The organism is Thermococcus thermotolerans, from assembly GCF_024707485.1.
In the GTDB taxonomy this organism is placed as follows: domain Archaea; phylum Methanobacteriota_B; class Thermococci; order Thermococcales; family Thermococcaceae; genus Thermococcus; species Thermococcus thermotolerans.
In genome coordinates, this window is the sequence record NZ_CP102602.1 from 889,943 (window position 1) to 906,320 (window position 16,378).

Annotated in this window: 16 protein-coding genes; 3 read left to right on the forward strand and 13 right to left on the reverse strand. The window is 53.6% G+C overall.

Annotated features, from left to right (window positions below; translation table 11 throughout):
- Window positions 1–69 precede the first annotated feature (69 nt).
- The 11 genes from truD to hxlAB form a co-directional block, all read right to left on the reverse strand.
- On the reverse strand, window positions 70–1,320 hold the full coding sequence (truD, locus tag NUS69_RS05125; RefSeq protein WP_258084709.1) for a tRNA pseudouridine(13) synthase TruD: 1,251 nt from the start codon (window positions 1,318–1,320) through the stop codon (window positions 70–72).
- 3 nt (window positions 1,321–1,323) lie between these two features.
- Complete coding sequence (gene pth2 / locus NUS69_RS05130; protein ID WP_258084710.1) at window positions 1,324–1,680, reverse strand: peptidyl-tRNA hydrolase Pth2; 357 nt, start codon at window positions 1,678–1,680, stop codon at window positions 1,324–1,326.
- Between the two features lie 55 nt (window positions 1,681–1,735).
- The gene (locus NUS69_RS05135; protein ID WP_258084711.1) at window positions 1,736–3,778 is read right to left on the reverse strand and encodes a COG1361 family protein; all 2,043 of its coding nucleotides are present in this window, start codon (window positions 3,776–3,778) and stop codon (window positions 1,736–1,738) included.
- 60 nt (window positions 3,779–3,838) lie between these two features.
- Entirely contained in the window at window positions 3,839–5,155 is a 1,317-nt protein-coding gene (aspS, locus tag NUS69_RS05140) for an aspartate--tRNA(Asn) ligase (RefSeq protein WP_258084712.1), read from the reverse strand.
- A 43-nt stretch (window positions 5,156–5,198) separates the two neighbouring features.
- A complete protein-coding gene (locus NUS69_RS05145; RefSeq protein WP_258084713.1) occupies window positions 5,199–5,711 on the reverse strand; it encodes a KH domain-containing protein in 513 nt (170 codons plus the stop codon).
- Window positions 5,712–5,811: 100 nt separating this feature from the next.
- On the reverse strand, window positions 5,812–6,432 hold the full coding sequence (locus NUS69_RS05150; RefSeq protein WP_258084714.1) for an HD domain-containing protein: 621 nt from the start codon (window positions 6,430–6,432) through the stop codon (window positions 5,812–5,814).
- Between the two features lie 4 nt (window positions 6,433–6,436).
- Window positions 6,437–7,246: a DUF4392 domain-containing protein gene (locus NUS69_RS05155; protein ID WP_258084968.1), complete on the reverse strand. Its 810-nt coding sequence runs from the start codon at window positions 7,244–7,246 to the stop codon at window positions 6,437–6,439.
- 2 nt (window positions 7,247–7,248) lie between these two features.
- Window positions 7,249–7,425, reverse strand: coding sequence for a hypothetical protein (locus tag NUS69_RS05160; RefSeq protein ID WP_258084715.1), 177 nt, complete (start codon window positions 7,423–7,425; stop codon window positions 7,249–7,251).
- Window positions 7,422–8,066: an HAD family hydrolase gene (locus NUS69_RS05165; RefSeq protein ID WP_258084716.1), complete on the reverse strand. Its 645-nt coding sequence runs from the start codon at window positions 8,064–8,066 to the stop codon at window positions 7,422–7,424. Before NUS69_RS05165 ends, NUS69_RS05160 begins: the two co-directional genes overlap by 4 nt.
- A gap of 1 nt (window position 8,067) precedes the next feature.
- Window positions 8,068–8,823, reverse strand: coding sequence for a hypothetical protein (locus tag NUS69_RS05170; RefSeq protein WP_258084717.1), 756 nt, complete (start codon window positions 8,821–8,823; stop codon window positions 8,068–8,070).
- A 9-nt stretch (window positions 8,824–8,832) separates the two neighbouring features.
- Window positions 8,833–10,053 carry a bifunctional 3-hexulose-6-phosphate synthase/6-phospho-3-hexuloisomerase gene (gene hxlAB, locus NUS69_RS05175; RefSeq protein ID WP_258084718.1) on the reverse strand — a complete coding sequence of 407 codons (1,221 nt, stop codon included), beginning with the start codon at window positions 10,051–10,053 and terminating at the stop codon, window positions 8,833–8,835.
- Between the two features lie 139 nt (window positions 10,054–10,192).
- Here hxlAB and NUS69_RS05180 point away from each other — a divergent pair, with 139 nt between their 5' ends.
- Genes NUS69_RS05180 through NUS69_RS05190 form a run of 3 tightly spaced genes read left to right on the forward strand, consistent with a single transcriptional unit; the run spans window position 10,193 to window position 11,461 of the window.
- On the forward strand, window positions 10,193–10,918 hold the full coding sequence (locus NUS69_RS05180; protein ID WP_258084969.1) for an arginase family protein: 726 nt from the start codon (window positions 10,193–10,195) through the stop codon (window positions 10,916–10,918).
- A 4-nt stretch (window positions 10,919–10,922) separates the two neighbouring features.
- On the forward strand, window positions 10,923–11,252 hold the full coding sequence (locus tag NUS69_RS05185; RefSeq protein ID WP_258084719.1) for an Sjogren's syndrome/scleroderma autoantigen 1 family protein: 330 nt from the start codon (window positions 10,923–10,925) through the stop codon (window positions 11,250–11,252).
- A complete protein-coding gene (locus tag NUS69_RS05190) occupies window positions 11,249–11,461 on the forward strand; it encodes a helix-turn-helix domain-containing protein (protein WP_258084720.1) in 213 nt (70 codons plus the stop codon). Before NUS69_RS05185 ends, NUS69_RS05190 begins: the two co-directional genes overlap by 4 nt.
- Window positions 11,462–11,526: 65 nt before the next feature.
- Here NUS69_RS05190 and trmBL2 read toward each other — a convergent pair whose 3' ends face one another.
- Together trmBL2 and rgy are read right to left on the reverse strand one after the other, a co-directional pair.
- A complete protein-coding gene (trmBL2, locus tag NUS69_RS05195; RefSeq protein ID WP_258084721.1) occupies window positions 11,527–12,321 on the reverse strand; it encodes an HTH-type transcriptional regulator TrmBL2 in 795 nt (264 codons plus the stop codon).
- A 365-nt stretch (window positions 12,322–12,686) separates the two neighbouring features.
- Entirely contained in the window at window positions 12,687–16,352 is a 3,666-nt protein-coding gene (gene rgy, locus NUS69_RS05200) for a reverse gyrase (RefSeq protein ID WP_258084722.1), read from the reverse strand.
- Window positions 16,353–16,378 lie beyond the last annotated feature (26 nt).

The following is a 16,378-nucleotide window of genomic DNA, read 5'->3' on the forward strand; positions in this document are numbered from 1 at the left end:
ACCACTGGAGTGCCAGCAAAAAGGTAGAGCACAGGCGAATAAAAAGCTTTTTTAACATATACATGGCAATCAGTGGTCCTTCATTATCTCCCTGAGCACGCTGGTCGCATAAACACCTTTCGGAAGGAAGAACCTAAAGCACATGCCCCTTTCCGAGATGTAGCCGTAGGTCATCCCGAGGGGCCTAATCAAAAGCTCTCTCCTTCCGCCGGGCTCAGCCATCGGTTTCGGAAGCTTTCTGAAGACTTCGAGGGATATCCCCTCAGCTTCAAGGATTTCCTCCTCCAGCCTTCCGGGAGCACCACTGGCCCTCCTCATTGCGAAGCCAAAGAGGGGCCCACTGACCGCGGCCTCGCCGCGCCGTATCTTCTCGTTTACAAAGCCGATATTAGTCCCGGTGACGCGGTACGTTCTGTCGCGGTAGGGGATTCCTCCCTTCACCTGGACGACGATATCGCCGACGAGGGCCTCGTTCAGGGGGATGCATCTCTCAATCCTCCGGGAGAGATATAGGTTGAAGAGGTAGCTCTGGTAGGCGTGGATGAAGATGCGCATTATGGGAAGTGGGAGGCCTAGAAAAGCCCTCTTCCAGCTCCCGGTCTCTTTGTAGCGGTGGAGCATGGCCCTCTCATAGCGCAGGAAGTTTGGAAATTCCTCCAGAGCTTTCTCGACGTCGCCAGTCTCCCAGAAGTGCCTCCTGGCTTCGTCGCCCTCCATACCACCTTCGTGCGCTCCGAGGAAGAGCCTCGCGGCACCCTCGAAGTCTCCCTGGAGGAGGAGCTTTCCGATCAGGTGGTTAGTGACGCGTCTTTCCCCGAAACGCTGGTAGCCAAAGTAGTTGGGAAAGCCGCCCTTTTTCTTCAGTTCTCTCACTATCTCTTTGGCCCTCTCAAAGGCTTTTTCATCAACGTCGCGGACGATTATTCTGAATCTGTTTCCACGGAGGTGGCCGAGTTTGATAAAGCGGCCGTAGGAAACGAACCTCAGCTCGATGTCTCTGATCCGAACGCTCTCAACGGCGTTCCTCGCTCCGGCCGGCACGCTTATGTATTGATACGTCACTGCGTGCCTGTCCTTCGTTCCGGCAAAGCCGATGTCCCTGTAGTTAATCCCGGCACGCTTTGCTATCTCCTTCACCGCGCTCATCGTGTCCCAGTTCCTCTTTTTGAGAAGAAAGATGGCATGCTTCCTGCCCTCGAATATCTGGAGCAAGGGGTCTTCGATGACGACGAAGTCCTCAGGTTGAGCTTTGATCCTCCCGCCAATGCCGGGCCTCTCGCTCAGATACCTGAACTGGGAGAAGAACTCGCGGTAGTCCATGGCTCACACCAGCTTCAGATGGCCGGTAACTTTGTCAACGAGCTCTTCCGGGGCCGGACCGATCGCCAGAACCGTTATCGTCCCCGGCGGAATCTCGGTTAAGCCAGCGTCCCTGATGAGCGCCGTGGGGATGCCGAGCTTCTCTGCCTGAGCCTTCAGCTCGAAGAGTTCTCTCTCGTTTTCGGCCTTGACAACGACCTTCTTCTGTCCCTCATGGAACCAGGCCTTGAACCACTCGGGCTTCTCCTTCTGGGCCTTGAGGGCGGCGGTAACGGCCCCGTGGGCCACCTGGACAGCGAACTTGCCCTTGCTGAGCTTGAGATCCTTCCGCGAGACTATGACCTGCTTGTACCTGAACATCTCCCATCCCGAAGGTAGTGAGAAAAGGGGCTTATAAATTTAAGGAAAAGAAAGGTCAGAGTTCGACTATCTCCGTGCTTTCCTTTTCCTCTTCTTCGGCCTTTTTGGGAAGTCCTCCTGGGCGCCTGCTCTTCTTCCTCTCCAGCTTCTCCCTGAGCTTCTCGGACTCGTCCCAGTACTTGTAGGCGACTCCAGCGAGCACAAAGGCCACTATGATGAAGAGTATCGCAAGCGGCTTCCACGGGTTGCCGGTTGGGCTGTATGCCTCCGCTATACCTTTGAGCTCCTCCGCAAGGGGAGTGGGGTCGCTCATCTTGGCGAGCGTCTGGTTGATGTAGCCCGGAAGCTCCTCCGCGGTCGGCCAGACCTTGACCTTCTCGACGACGACCCTAGGCGGGATGCTGTTGATCGTGACGAGGTTGCCGAGCTCAAGCCTGTGCTCGTTTCCGAGCGGATCGAGGTAGACGAGCGTCGCCCTTATGTTGGTTAGGTTCTCCCTGAGCACGGTCAGGTCTATCTGAACCGTCTTGGTTTCCCCGGCCTTGATGGTTCCTATCTTGACCGAAGAGGGCCCATCGAGGCTGGCCGGGAGGTCGAGGAGAAGCGTGGCGTTCGTTACAAACTCGTAGTCGGGGTTCCCATCGCCGGCGGAGAGAGTGAACTTGACCTTGACGGTATCGCCGACCTTTGCGCCCACATAGTTGCCCCAGGTGCCGTTGTAAGCCTGGGCAGTGACGTCTATGGCCGGTATGTTGTAAACCTTGATGCCGCCGAGAATCGGGGAGTATATCGTCCTCTTCTTCCCTGTCTCAAGGCTCTTGTCATCGTAGAAGGTAACGATGGCCTTTCCAATCTCGAACTCGCCGACCTTGGTTGGCTTGAGAACGTAGATGAGCGCTGGCATGCTGGTGAAGGCCGGGAATGTCTTGAGGGTCCAGGTCTTGGTCATGCTCACGAGCTCAAAGTCGTTGGGTATCGGCGCGGCAACGCTCACGTCGTAGGCGTCACCCCTTCCGAGGTTCTGGACGTTTATCGTGACCACGAGGTTGTCTCCAAGGAGCATCGCCTTTGGAATGGCATCGATTTTGGCGATAACGTTGGCCTGTCTGAGAATCGGGGTCACCTGTGCACCGGCAGGGCCGTAAACCCTGATGATGGCCCTCTTGTAGTCCGGCTCGACGTTCTGGACCGAGAGTTTGAGAGGCGCGTTGGGAACGTTCTTCGGCTCGTCACCCACTTCAAGGAGCATCGTACCGAGGCTGTTGCTTCCCCTGAGAACCTCAACCTTAACAACGTCGGGAATAGTGGAAACGAGCTTGACGTAGTAGGTGGTGTTATCAACGGTCACGGGGAGCTTCTCGTTAACGTAGAGGAGGTCGTTGTAGAGGAGAACCGTCTCAACCTGCTCCGGAGGGTTGACCTCACCGCCCTTCTTGACGATCTGGAAGTTCGTGGACGCGATTTTTGGAACGTAGACGTTTATCGTTGCCCCGTTGTTAACGGTGTTCGTGACCTCTATGGAGAGGTAGTTTGCATAGGAATGCGTTGAATCGAGCTTGTACCTCACGCTCCCGGCCGAGCCCTTGTCTATGGTGAGCGTGTACACGTCCCCGTAAGGCATGGTAACCTTAAAGGATGCCGTGTCACCGGAAACCGCGGTCAGCTTTATTTTTATCTGCGGGAATCCTTCGGGCAGAGTGATTTCATCCCCGACTACCAGGTTTTTGCCTGAAAGAACTTTCTGGAGCGGAGACTTAAGCTCCAGAAGTATGGACTTGGTATCATACCTAATCCACACCAGGCTCACATTGAGGTAAACGTTCGCGCTCGACGGGTAGAGGAGGTATCCGTCCTGACTGACGACGTACCTCAGAGGTCCCTGGGGACCGTCGACCTGGAGATAAATCTTGCTCCAGTTGGGGTTAACGTCGGCAAACTGAACCTCGAAGGGGCCCAGAACTGCCTTATCGCCAAGACCGAGGGAAACACCGGATATGCTGGCGGATTCTGGCACACTTGCGGATTTTACTAGGTGCACCATGGGTGTCAGGGAGAAAATCATCAGGCCCAGCAGGATTAAAGCGGCTACCTTTTTCATATCTCCAGCCTCCAAAGAGTAGTTAACTAATCACCAAAAGGAAAAGGTGATATAAAGATGTTACGGTGTTAGTCTTCTCCTGTCCCTTGGGAACAGGATGACTTCCCTGATGTTGTTGATGTCGAGCATCTGTTTTATCAGCCTCTCCGCACCGAGACCGAAGCCGCCGTGCGGAGGCATTCCGTAGCGGAAGGCCTTGAGGTAGAACTCAAAGCTCTCTGGATTGAGTCCCTTCTCCCTGATCTGCTCGATGAGGACGTCAACCCTGTGTTCCCTCTGGCCGCCGGAGGTTATCTCTATTCCCCTGTATTCAAGGTCGAAGGAGCGGCTGATCTCCGGCTTGTTATCATATTTCATTATATAGAACGGCTTTGCCTCACTGGGATACTGGTATATGAAATAGAGGGGCGCGTTTTCGTTTTCGAGCATGTACTTTCCGAGGAGCTTCTCCCCCTCGGTGTCTATGTCCTCGCCCCACTCTATAGTTTTGCCGAGGTCGGCGAGTATCTCAAGGGCCCTGTCATAGGTAACGCGCGGGAAGGGTAGCCTCGGCTCCTCAAGTTCAAATCCAAGGACCTCAAGCTCCTTCGCGTTGTGCTCGCGGACGTATTCGATGGCATGGGCGACGAGCCTTTCAAGGAGGCCCATTACCTCCTCCTCGTTTTCTATGAACGCCATCTCCGCATCTATGCTCCATGCCTCGTTGAGGTGCCTGGTGGTGTTGTGCTCCTCGGCGCGGAATATCGGCGCTATCTCGTAGACCCTGTCCAGGCCCGTGGCCATCATTATCTGCTTGTAGAGCTGCGGGCTCTGGGCGAGGAAAGCATCTTTCTCAAAGTATTTCATCGGGAAGAGTTCGGTTCCACCCTCGGTGGCGGTTGCGATTATCTTCGGGGTGTGAACTTCAACGAAGCCCTCGCTGTGGAAGAAATCCCTGACAGCCTTAAAGACGCTGGAGCGTATCTTGAAAATCGCCATTACTTCAGGCCTTCTGACGTCTATGAACCTGTTGTCGAGCCTCGTGTCGAGCTCCGCCTTGACCTTTCCGGTCGGGTCGAGCGGGAGCGGGCTCTCTGCCCTACTGAGCACTTCAAGCCTCTCCGGAAGGATTTCGAAGCCCAGCTTCGCCTTCGGAGTAAAGTTCACGATTCCTTCAACGGCTATAACGTCCTCAGCGTTCAGCTTGGGTATTAGCTTGAACAGCTCGGGATCGACCTTCTTCTTGGGAGCGGTGACCTGAACTATGCCCTCCCTGTCCCGTATCCAGAGGAACTTTATCCCACCCAGGTCCTTGATCTCCCAGACCCATCCGGCGACCTTAACCTTCTGGCCGTTCAGCTCTTCAGTAATCTGGCTTGAGTAGTGTGTCCGGTACATACCATCTACCTCCGGTTAATAACGGTGAGAAAGAAAAGGAAGTTTAAATAAAGTTTATCCTGACCTCTTCCCCTGCTATCTGGGAAAGTATGCTCTCAAGCACATCTCCCTTCTCCGGGAGCTTCCTTCTGTCCCTGCTGAGCACGAGAACCTTGTAGTAAGTCCCACCGCCGGGCTTGTAGACGATGTTGACCCCAAAGACTCCGGCAGGGTAGAGGAGGTCGGTGGCGAGCTTCTTGACATCGTCGGTCCCCTTGACCTCAACAGCCTCAATGACACGTATCCTCTTTCCAAGCTCCCTCATGAGGGCCTTTATGTTCTTACCGCCCTTCCCGATTGTTATCGGAACGTCGCCTTGTCCGACCATAATGACTATCAGGTCACCGGCCTCGACGGCCCTCTTAAACTCCACATCAGCGTCACCGATAAGCTGGTACAGAAGTCTCGCGACCTTAACATCCAGCTCGGATATAATCCCCTCTTGGAGTTTTTTCTCGTCGGCCGGACACAGAATGTCGTCGGTCTTCAAACACACCTCACAGATTGGCGCCTTCATCTCCTCACCTCCCTTGCCTGAAGAATGAACTTAAAGGGCTAACCCTTAATTCTGAAAGTCATTTAAAAACCTTATTATAGGGAAAGGACGGGGAGGAAGTTCAGATTTCGCCCTCTATTTCACGCCTTATGCGCTCGATGAATTGGACGGTAAAGGCGTGTCTTTCCTCGGCGATCCTTCTGGCGGTTTCGGTGTACATCAGGTCTTTGAGCTTCAGTATCTTTTCCTCGAAGTGCCTCAGGGAAGCCTCAATGTCCCTGCCGTGTTCGCCCGAATACATGAAAACCCTCGCAACGCCTATCGCACCTATGGCGTCAAGCTTGTCGGCGTCGCTGAGGATCTTGGCCTCCAGGGTTCTCGGCTCGGGACCACGGGAAAAGCGGTGGGCCTCTATAGCATGAGCAACTGCCTCGATTTTATCATTATTATAGCCGAGACTCCTGAGGTACTGCCTCGCTATCCTCGCCCCCTCAATGGCATGGTCTTTGACCCTCCCGGCACTCTCCAGGGGTCTGGCAACGTCATGGAGGAGCGCCGCTAGGGCAAGGACTTCAAGGTCTGCACCTTCCTCCTTCCCAATGTGCATGCAGAGGTTGAACACCCTCTCGACGTGGCTGAAGCCGTGGGTGCCTTCCCTCTCGAAGAAGTGCTTGGCATACTCACGGGTTCTCTCTATCAGCCTGAGACTATTTCCATCGGTTATGAACTCACCGGGCCTCATTCTATCACCTTAGCGCTTCATACACCAGGGCGTTTAAAAGTTCAACGATTCCCTCGTGGACGTCGAGGCTTATTCCATCGACCGTTGGCGTTTGGGCTTTTGAGACGCCATCTATGAGCCCGAGCTTTGAGATAATCCGAACTATCGTCCTCTCGTCCCAGTCGGGAAGGAGTTTCCGGCCGAGTTCTATGGACGCCTGGGCGACGAGGCCATAGGCCCCCCAGTTGGAGACGGCTGATAGGATGAGCTCGTCAGTTTCAACGACGCTCGCTATCCTCTCTCCATGGGGAACGTGTTTGGAGACCATGTCAATGATTTTTCCCATTCCTGCCTCGTTTCCACCGTCGCCTATTCCTATCGTGGGCACTCCAAGCTCCTTCGCCTTCAGGACTGCCCAGTCAAAGGTCTCCCTGGTTATCTCAAGGCCGCTCATAGAGTAGTATTTTCCGTCCCTGGCCCTCCCTGGAGTCTCCACCGCCATAATGAGGGAGTAGTTCCCTATCTCCGGCTCGTCTGTAAAGCTGAGGCGGAACGGTTCCAAAGCTTCTTTCACCTCAGGATACGTGAGTATTTCCGCCCGCCCCCCAAGGGTTTCCACAGCCTTCGCTATGGCAATCGTCCCCGGCGGACCGTCGGTTTCCGCCCTCATCATAGGGGGTATAGGGAAGCCGGTTATCAGAAGAACGCGCTCATAATTGTCCAAAAACATTCTTGCAGAATTATGTAAAAAATTGGGGTTCTCCCTGCGGTAGTCGAGGTACATCCGGAGAACTCCCCTGTTGCCAACGTCGGTGTTAATCACATGGGCTATCATGCTCATTCAACCTCGTAGACAACTATTCTAACCCGTTTGCCTTTTATTGCCTCCTTGAGCTTCCACCACAGTTCCGTTGGCTCTTCGCCCCTGTGGGTCAGCTCATGGCCGTTTTCAAGCTCAACCTTTTCCTCCCTATATCTAACAAATACGCCCTCCATGTCGAATATTTCCCTCATTCCCAACCCCCCAGTATCTTTCTCAGCTCATGAAGGGTTCTAATCTCGTAATCTGCCATGTTGTATCCCTTTTCACCCTCTCGGTTTATCCACACGGCGGTCATCCCGACGTTTTTGGCGCCGTAAACATCTTGGCTGAGGGAATCCCCCACCATAACTGCCTCGGAGGGCTCGACGCCGAGGCTCTCAACGGCGTAGAGGAATATCCTGGGCTCGGGCTTTATGGCGTTAACGTCGTCCCTGGTAACGACAACGTCAAAGTAGTCCAGCAGTCCAACCAGCCTGAGCTTCAGCCGCTGGTATTCAGGGCCGCTCGTTACGATACCTAGCTTGTATCCGGCCTCCCTAAGCCATTTTAGGGTCGGCAGGGTGTCGGGGTAAACATGGAGCCTGTGGGGATATGCCCTCAACAGTTCCTCATACCTTAGATCGAGGTCAAAGAGTTTAAAGAAAAAGTTCCAGTCGTGCCAGTCGTAGGTGTCCTTCCTCCCAAAGATTTCGCTCAGAAACTGTGCCCTAGCCTCGTCCCTGCTGATCCCAAACTTTTTGGAAAGTTTGTCATAAACCTGCGGAAGGAAGAGTTGAATAAGCGGCATTTCCGTTAGTATCGTCCCGTCTATATCGAAGAGAACCGCCTTCATTTTACCACCTCTTGACCAGGAGCGCCAGTATTTCGACCTCCCTGGTGAGGTTCTCGTCCATCACGACTCCCCAGATAACGTCCTTCTCCGCCAGTATTTCCTGGAAGTTGGCCAGTATCCCGTGGGCGTCCCTGAGGGGGAACTCCTTCCCGACGAGTATGCCTATAAGCCCCCTATCCCAGATGCCCCAGTGCCATCCAAAGTCAACCTCCCTTAGGAGGCGGAGGATTCCGACGTTGCCGCCGCGGATTATGTTGAACAGGTCGGCGTAGTCTATGTTGACGAGCATCTGGGTCTCAAGGTAGTAGTAGAGCCTGGAAAACATGGCGGCGATGTTTTTCGATGCCTCCTGAAACGCCGTTGACAGGGAGACGCTCTCGTCCGCGAAAAAGTCCCAGAGGGAATCATAGAACACAGTCTCAAAGTCGTCGGCCCAAGGAGGTCTCTTCCCGACGACGAGTTCTTTCCGGGGTGTCAGAACGTATGCGAGCTTTATCGTGTCCTTGGGGACGCTGTCGATTATTATTTCCCTGAGCTCGTGGTTTATGTCCTTATCATCGAAGACCAGCCAGAGGAATGTGTTTTCCGGTATCCTTGAAAAGAAGCTCCTAAGGCGCTCCTCATACTCATTCGAACGGGGGAGGAGATAATAGGCAGGGTTTACCGTTACCTTGACCGCACCGTCGGCCGTTATGCTGTTAACTATCCGTGCCCCCGTGTTCCCTATTCCAACAAAAAGGTGGGTAAAAGACACCATGGCGACCCCTTACTCTAGGGTCGCGTGCTTCCGCTTCATATCCTTTTCGGTCTTCTGGAAGGTGGCCATCAAGAGTGCTATGATGCCGTCCAGGAATATCATCGTGGAGTCCTCAAAGAGCGTTCCCATCGGCGCTATCCACTTGTATTTGGTTAGCATTTGTCTGGCTATGTAGTCCGTGGGTATGTCAGTCTTGGCCCTCCCGGGTATCTCAACGACGACATCGGCGAGCTTTCCAAGGGTTGAGCTGGCATAGGAGGTTATCGCAACGACTTTGCCACCCTGTTTCCGGGCTATTTCCGCCGCATCAACGATGCTGTTGGTCTCACCGGAACCGCTGATGGCTATGAGTAAATCACCAGGCTCAAAGGCCGGCGTTATCGTCTCGCCGACGACGTAGACGTTAAAGTCAAGGTGCATGAGGCGCATCGCAAACGCTTTGCCGACGAGGCCGCTCCTTCCGGCACCGTAGATGAATATCTTGTTCGCTCCGATCATGGCATCGACGAAGCCGCGAACCTGCTCTATCTTGAGCTTCTCCGCGACACTGCCTATGTGGTCGACTATGTCGACCATGGCCTTCCTTATCGTCATCATGTACTCTCCCCAGAAGAGGTCTATTATCTTCCGGGTGACTTCTTCGGGGTCATCAGCCTTGGTTATGGCACCGCCGACTATGATAATTGTGGCGCCCAGCTCGATGACCTTCGGAATTGTCTCAAGGTTCAGTCCGCCAGCGACGGCAACGGGAACGCTGACGGCTTTGACGACCTTTTCGAGATCTTCCAATGGACTCTTACCCTGAACCTGTTCGTCTATGCCCGTGTGGACGAGGATGTAGTGAACGCCCATCTTTTCAAGCTCTTTGGCCCTTTTGACCTTGTCCTTAACGCCGATTAGATCAACCATGACCCTGATTCCATAGCGCCGTGCAACCTCAACGGCGTCCTTTATCGTCTTGTCATCGGCAACACCGAGGATAGAAACGACATCGGCGCCGTGTCTTGCCGCCATTTCGACCTCCAGAGCTCCGGTGTCCATGGTTTTAAGGTCGGCAACGATCTTCCTGTCCGGGAAGCGCCTTTTGAGAAGTTCAACCGCGCGCATGCCCTCCTTCTTGATGAGCGGTGTTCCAACCTCCAGCCAGTGAGCGCCGCCACGGGCGGCCTTCTCAGCAATAGAAATGGCCCCTTCAATGTCAGTCAAGTCAAGAGCGACCTGAAGTATCATCCCCTCGCCTCCAAGGAGTTTTCGTTTTAATCTTATGGGGCTACTTTTTAAACTTTGGCGTCAAAATTTAACAAAATCATGTCAAGCATTTCCACCAAGGTTTAAAAAGTGAAGGGGCAATTCCCGATGGGTGGAATCAATGGTAACGTTCATTCCCTTCGGCGAGAGACCCAACAGGGACGGCGTTCTCTACGTTCTGCAACTTCTCAAGAGGAACAAGCTTCTTGAAGACTATATGATAGTCGAGTCCAGTCGGGTTGAGCTCCTCTCCGAGCGAATACCCCTGGACAGCGCCTACATAGTTGGGGAACACCTTGCGACTTATGGGATAATCGAAAAGCTCCGGCCGGCCTCCCTGCTGAGCGTCGATGCCCATACAGATTTGATGCACGACTACCTCGACCACGGCTCGTGGCTGGCTTACGCTCTGGAGGAGCGCAGGATAAATCGGGCCGCAGTTCTCGCACCAGTTCTCATGATACCGACCACCGAAAGAACCCAGCTCTGGACAAGGAGGGTTAAGATATTCCCCGCCCTGCTGAGAAGCAGGAAAGTCAGGGGAAAATGGAGGGCCTACCCCAACCTCCAGACCAGCCCCCTCGATGAGGTAATCGCGGAGGCGAAGAAGTATCTGGGAGAGGAGATATACCTGACCGTGGACCTTGACGTTCTCCGCCCCGAGTACAGGATAGCCCGCTTCCAGCACGGTGAACTTACACTAGACGAGCTCCTTGAGATTCTTGAGGCTATAAAGAAGAACTTCCGGATAATATCCTTTGACATAGCCGAGGTTTCAGACAAGATCCGCCGCTCACGGCTGGGCAAAAAGGCCTTTGTCGAGGTGTTTCAGCTCCTGACGGGGTGATTCGATGGCGCTCAAGGGCCCAACTGAGGAGGAGATGAGAACCGTCCTCATGCCACTCATGCTCTCCGGGGCAAAGATGCTTGACAAACACTGCCCCAAATGTGGCTCACCTCTCTTCGAGAAGGACGGCAGGGTTTTCTGTCCGATATGCGAGCACAGGAAGAAACAGAGACAGGCTGAGATGAAGGGTGTTGAGGAGCGACTCCTGGAGAAGCTGAACGAACTGGCAAACTCCCTTCCGGATGAGATAGACGAGCTTGAGAAACACTTAAGGGCAATGGAGAAGATAATAGAACTGTTGGAAAGATACCGGAAACTGGAGGGAGGAGGATGAAGAACGTCAGAGTTTTTAAGGCTCTGGAGGATGGTCCCAAGACCATCGAAGAGATAGTTGAAATCACTGGGCTTCCTGCGATGGAGGTGCGGCGCTACCTTCTCCGTTTCGTCGAGCAGGGCAAGGTTGAGAGCTACCAGAAGGAAGGGAAGCTTTTCTGGAAGATCAAAGAAGTCAGCGAGGCCGAGGAAGAGTTCAAGTACGTCTGAATCCTTTCTTTTCTCCACGCATCAAAGAAACACCGAACTATTAAACGAAAGGAAAGAAAAGGACATCAGGCCTTCTTGGCCTCCTCCCAGTACTCGTTGAACTTGCCCTCGAAGAGTGCCTTAACGCGGAAGTCCTTGATCCATATCTGGGTCTCATAGTTGAAGTAGCGGGCCGCCATATCCTCAAGGGCGAAGAAGACCTCATCGTCGCAGATGAGCATCGGAAGCTCAAGCTTGTCTATGACCTTGAGCTCAAGCTTGCCGGCCTTGTAGTAGTCAAGTATCTTGGAAGTACTGAGCCTGTGGTAGACGTTCTCGGTGACTATTATCTTGGCCTTGGCGCCGTTGTCGATGGCCTTTATGATGTCGCTTTCGAGGTTTATGGCGATGTAGCCGTCGTCGGCGAGGAGAATCTGCTCCTTGACCTCCTCAAACATCTCCTTGGTCTTGAGGGTGGCGTTCCTGATTCCCCTGACCACCCAGACCTTCTCGACACCGTACTTCGGAATCTCGGTCTCTATTAGCGGGCTCATGAGCTCAAGGAGCTCCTCTTTGGCCTTCTTCTTGGCCTCAAGCTCCTCAGCGACGCGCTCCTGCCACTCTTCGATGAACTTCTCAAGGATGTTCTGCGGGTGAACCGGCCTGTACTTGTTGACCTTACCCGGCTGGCTGATGGCGAAGCCTTTCTTCTCAAGGCTCCTGAGGACGTCGTAGGTTCTCGGCGCGGGAACTTCGGAAACGCTTGCCAGCTCTGCCGGGGTGAGGACACCAAACCCGACCAGTGCCACGTACGCCCTTGCTTCGTAGAGGTTCAACTCAAAGTGCTCCTGAAGGAGCTCAACCATTCTGTCCTTAACCATTCTTACCACCACCAGATTTTCTATTTTTTGTTTGGAGTTTATCCCATATAAATTTTTTCCACAGATTGTTAGTGTCTCTGGTTATGTTCTAAAGATTACTTAAAGATGACTTTGCTGGATATTATTGCCGTTGCATGGGTATACAAAGGCATTACTACTTAATAAATTTTAAAATTTTTGGTTTTACTGGGAAGCAAAATTTATAGGGCGCATTAAGGCCCCACACAGAAAGCAAATAATAGATAAATGGAACTGATTGTAATATTGCTGGTAAATTTTCACAAATTTAAGTATTTCTCAGTCTCACAAATCGACATAATTTAAAGTCAGCACCCAGCCGGGGAAAATGGTATGAAAAGTGAACCTCAAGCAAGGTACTTCCGTATCTCCTCGTGGAGATTCCTGAGAACATCCTGATAGTCAATCTTGTTCTCCTCAATCCTGTCCATCATCTCCTCAAGCTCCCTTGTCTTCTCTTCACTGACCAGTTCTTTATACTTACTTATGAGATAGTGGTAGACCTTGATGCCCTGTTCCGTCGGGACGAGCTTCTTCCTTCCGCGGGTCTCAATGACGTAGTAGCGCCTTATCAGGGTTTCAACTATCTTTGCGTATGTTGAAGGCCTTCCTATCTTGCGCTCCTTCATCAGGGCGATTATGTCTCCCTGGGTGTAGAGGGAAACCTTCGGCGCCTTCCACTTCTTGGCCTCCACGACCTTCAGCTTTGCCCCCTTCTCAAGCCTTGGGAGCTGTCTGAACGGTGGAGAGCGAAGCCTTGTCCAGCCGTCCTCGATTACTTCAACGTAGCCCTCTATCTCTGCCTTTCCAACGCCCACATTAATAACTGCTTTCTCATGGAGTATCTTGGCGGCCTTCATCTGGCTAGTCATGAAGCGCCTGAATATCATGTCGTAGAGCCTGTAGTGGTTCCGGGTGAGGTTTTTGGGGAGCTGAATTATGCCATCGCGGACGAGCTGCATCAGCCTGCCTGTGTCTATCGGCCTGGTCGGCCTTATGGCTTCATGCGTTCCCTCCTCGCCCCAGGGGCGCGGTTTGAAGTACTCCTCTCCGACCTCCTGGGTTATGTATTCCTTAGCTATCTCTATTCCTGTGTTGCTGACGTGCGTTGAGTCAGTGCGGTGATAAGAGATTAGACCCATTTCAAACAGGTCCTGGGCGATGCGCATCGTTTCCGGTGCTGACAGCTTGAGGAAGGTTGAAGCGTCCTTCAGCATGGCGTCGGTCGTGTAAGGCGGCATCGGATTAAGCTCGCGTTCTTCAAGCTGGACGTCCTCGACGGTGACGTATTCGGGAGGTTCAACGTTTTTACCGTCCTTTCCGAGTTCCACCGTGATCTGGAGGTCGTTCTCAAGCCTCAGACCCATGAAGTAGGTCTCGCTCTCGGTGAACTCCTTGTAACGCTCAATCACCCAGCCCAGAACCGGCGTCTGAACCCTTCCGGCGGAGAGGTTGCGGTTCTCAAAGACGCGCTGGAGTTCCTGGCTCAGCTCAAAGCCTATCCACCTGTCCTCTATGCGCCTGACGAGCTGAGCGTTGACGCGGCCCTCGTTGACGTCCCTCGCTTCCTCAATGGCACGCATTATGGCCGGTCTCGTCACCTCGTGGAACTCTATGCGTTTTATGTTTGGCGTGTACGGGCTGAGCACGTTCCTTATGTCCCAGGCTATCTTCTCACCCTCCGTATCGGGATCGGTCGCTATGAGTATCTCGTCAACCTCTTGGGCTATCTCGCGCATCGCCTTGACGTTCTGGAGTGCGTCACGGACGTTGGTCGAGCCGCAGCGCGGGCAGACGCCTTTCTCTTCCCAGTCAACGAACTGATGACCGCAGTCGCGACAGCGCTTTATGGTGTCGTACACCGGGATGAAACTCAGCATGCCGTCTTTTTCATCAACAAGAACACCGTGGTAGCCCTCGTTGGTAACAAGGTCGAACATGTGCCCGCCGCTCGCTAGAATGGTCAGCATCATGTTTCCTATGCTCACCTCGTAGGCGACCAGGTCACCTATTCTGGTCTTGCTCGGCTGGCCGAAGAAGCTGGCTATTGTGCGCGCCTTGTTAGGGCTCTCCACTATCATGAGGGCGGATTTAACGAGGTCCTTGACCTTGGCGCTTATCTTGCCCTCCATAACGAGGCGAACCTTCTCTCTGTCCTCGTCTATCTGCCTCAGAACCTCGTCGATGTCGAGCTCCTCGAAGGGCACCATCTTGAACTCGGTGAAGCGCCAGCGCATCTGCCTCAACAAGCCGTTGAAGACCTTCTCGTTGTCAACTATGAGCACGCTCAGTCCCTTGGTGATTCCGCCGGCGAACAGCCTGCTCGTCCTCCCCGTGGCCTGGATGTACGTCCTGACGTCCGGGATCTCGATGTACCACCTGCCTCCTTCTTCCTTCAGGCTGATGAACGGATCCTCCGCGAGTCTCCTGAGAACCTCCTCGTCCCGGAGAACCCGCCTCAGGAACTCAACCAGCTCACGGAAAACACCAAGGACGTGGTTGTGGAAGCCGTTCTCTATTGGCAGTCCCTCAGCCAGGGCCTCCTCAATCTTGAGGAGCTCAAACTGCGGTATATTTCGTATAAGCCTCCTGAGCCTCGCGTGCATCTTTTCAGCCTGCTTCCTGTCCTCATCGCTCAGGAACTCCATTATCTCACTGAGCAGGCCGAGGGCACGGTAGATGGTCGGCCTCTCAAGGTCTATTGAAAAGCGGAACTTGGGAACGCCGGTAAAGACCGCGTAGCGGATTAGGTGCGGTAGATCAAGCCCCCTGACTAGTGAGCCATAGTAGGTTGCCGAGCCTATGAGGTAGTCGGCCTCGCCGTTTTCGAACTTCTCGATGGACTTCCTGTTCTTCGAGCTGACGAGCTCTATCTTGAAGCCCCTCTCACGGAGGTAATTGGCCAGCTCCTCGGCGTAGCCCAAACCCTGGTCAATAGGCGTGAAGATTATGCCGCCCTTTCCAAGCCTCCCAAGGAGCTCCTCGACGTGCTCCTTTATGTCCTTGCTCGGCTTTAAATAGCTGTCAACGACGTTCCTGAGGGCGCTCCTTCCGCTCCCAACCTCGAAGCCGAGCAGCTCGCGGTAGAGCTTTATCCTGTCGCCCCGGGCTGAACCTGTGGCTGAGGCGATTATCATTATCCCGACGCTGTTTTTGGCCTTGAACTCCTCGATTTCGCGCTGGAGCTCCGCTATCTGAGCGTTCAGCTCCTTAAGCCTCTCCTCCCTGTCCTGGGCGCGGCCGTTCAGGTACTTCGACATCTGCTTTTTCAGACGGATTATCTCCCACGCCTTCTCCATTATCTCCTCGTTAAATCCGAGGAGGAGAAGGGAGCGGTCTATGTTCTTGCTGGCCTTGAGGAACGCATCAACATCATCGACGAAGATAAAGTCAAAACGCCTGCCCTTCAGTACCTCATCAAACTTCCTGGCAAGCCACTGGGCGCTGGTAACCAGGATATCGTAGTCCTCATTTTGAATCTTGGCCAGCATCTCCTCCCTTTCCTTCTTCCGGAGATTACCGTGGTAGTAGGCGAGGTTTATCTCAACGCCGGCCCTCTCGGCTATCGCCTGGAGCTTTCTGACGGTCTGAATCACCAGCGGGGTTGTGGGCACGACTATGTAACTCTTCTTCTCCCTCGTGGCGTGCCACACGGCCATAAAGGCCCCGAAGGTGCTCTTGCCCATTCCGGTCGGAGCTATGATCGAGAAGCTCCTTCCCTTAAGGAGTCTCTTGACCCACGTTCTCTGGGCACTCCAGAAGGTGAAGCCGGTGGCCCTCTCAAAGAAGGCTTCAACTTCTCTAACTCCCTTTTCGAGGCCGTATATTCTCTCCCACTCCTTGAGGGTACCCCTAAGCTGGAGGGCGTTTCTAACCGCTGTGACGAGGTCAAAATAAGAGTCAGCGTGAGCGGTTTCATCAAGGCACTCACTGCACGGGTTTTTGACGTACAGCCTTTCATCGGAGATTTTACCAAGGCAGTTCGGGCACATCTCGCGGTATATCGCCTTCATTTTCTCACCCTCTAAGTTCCTATTTG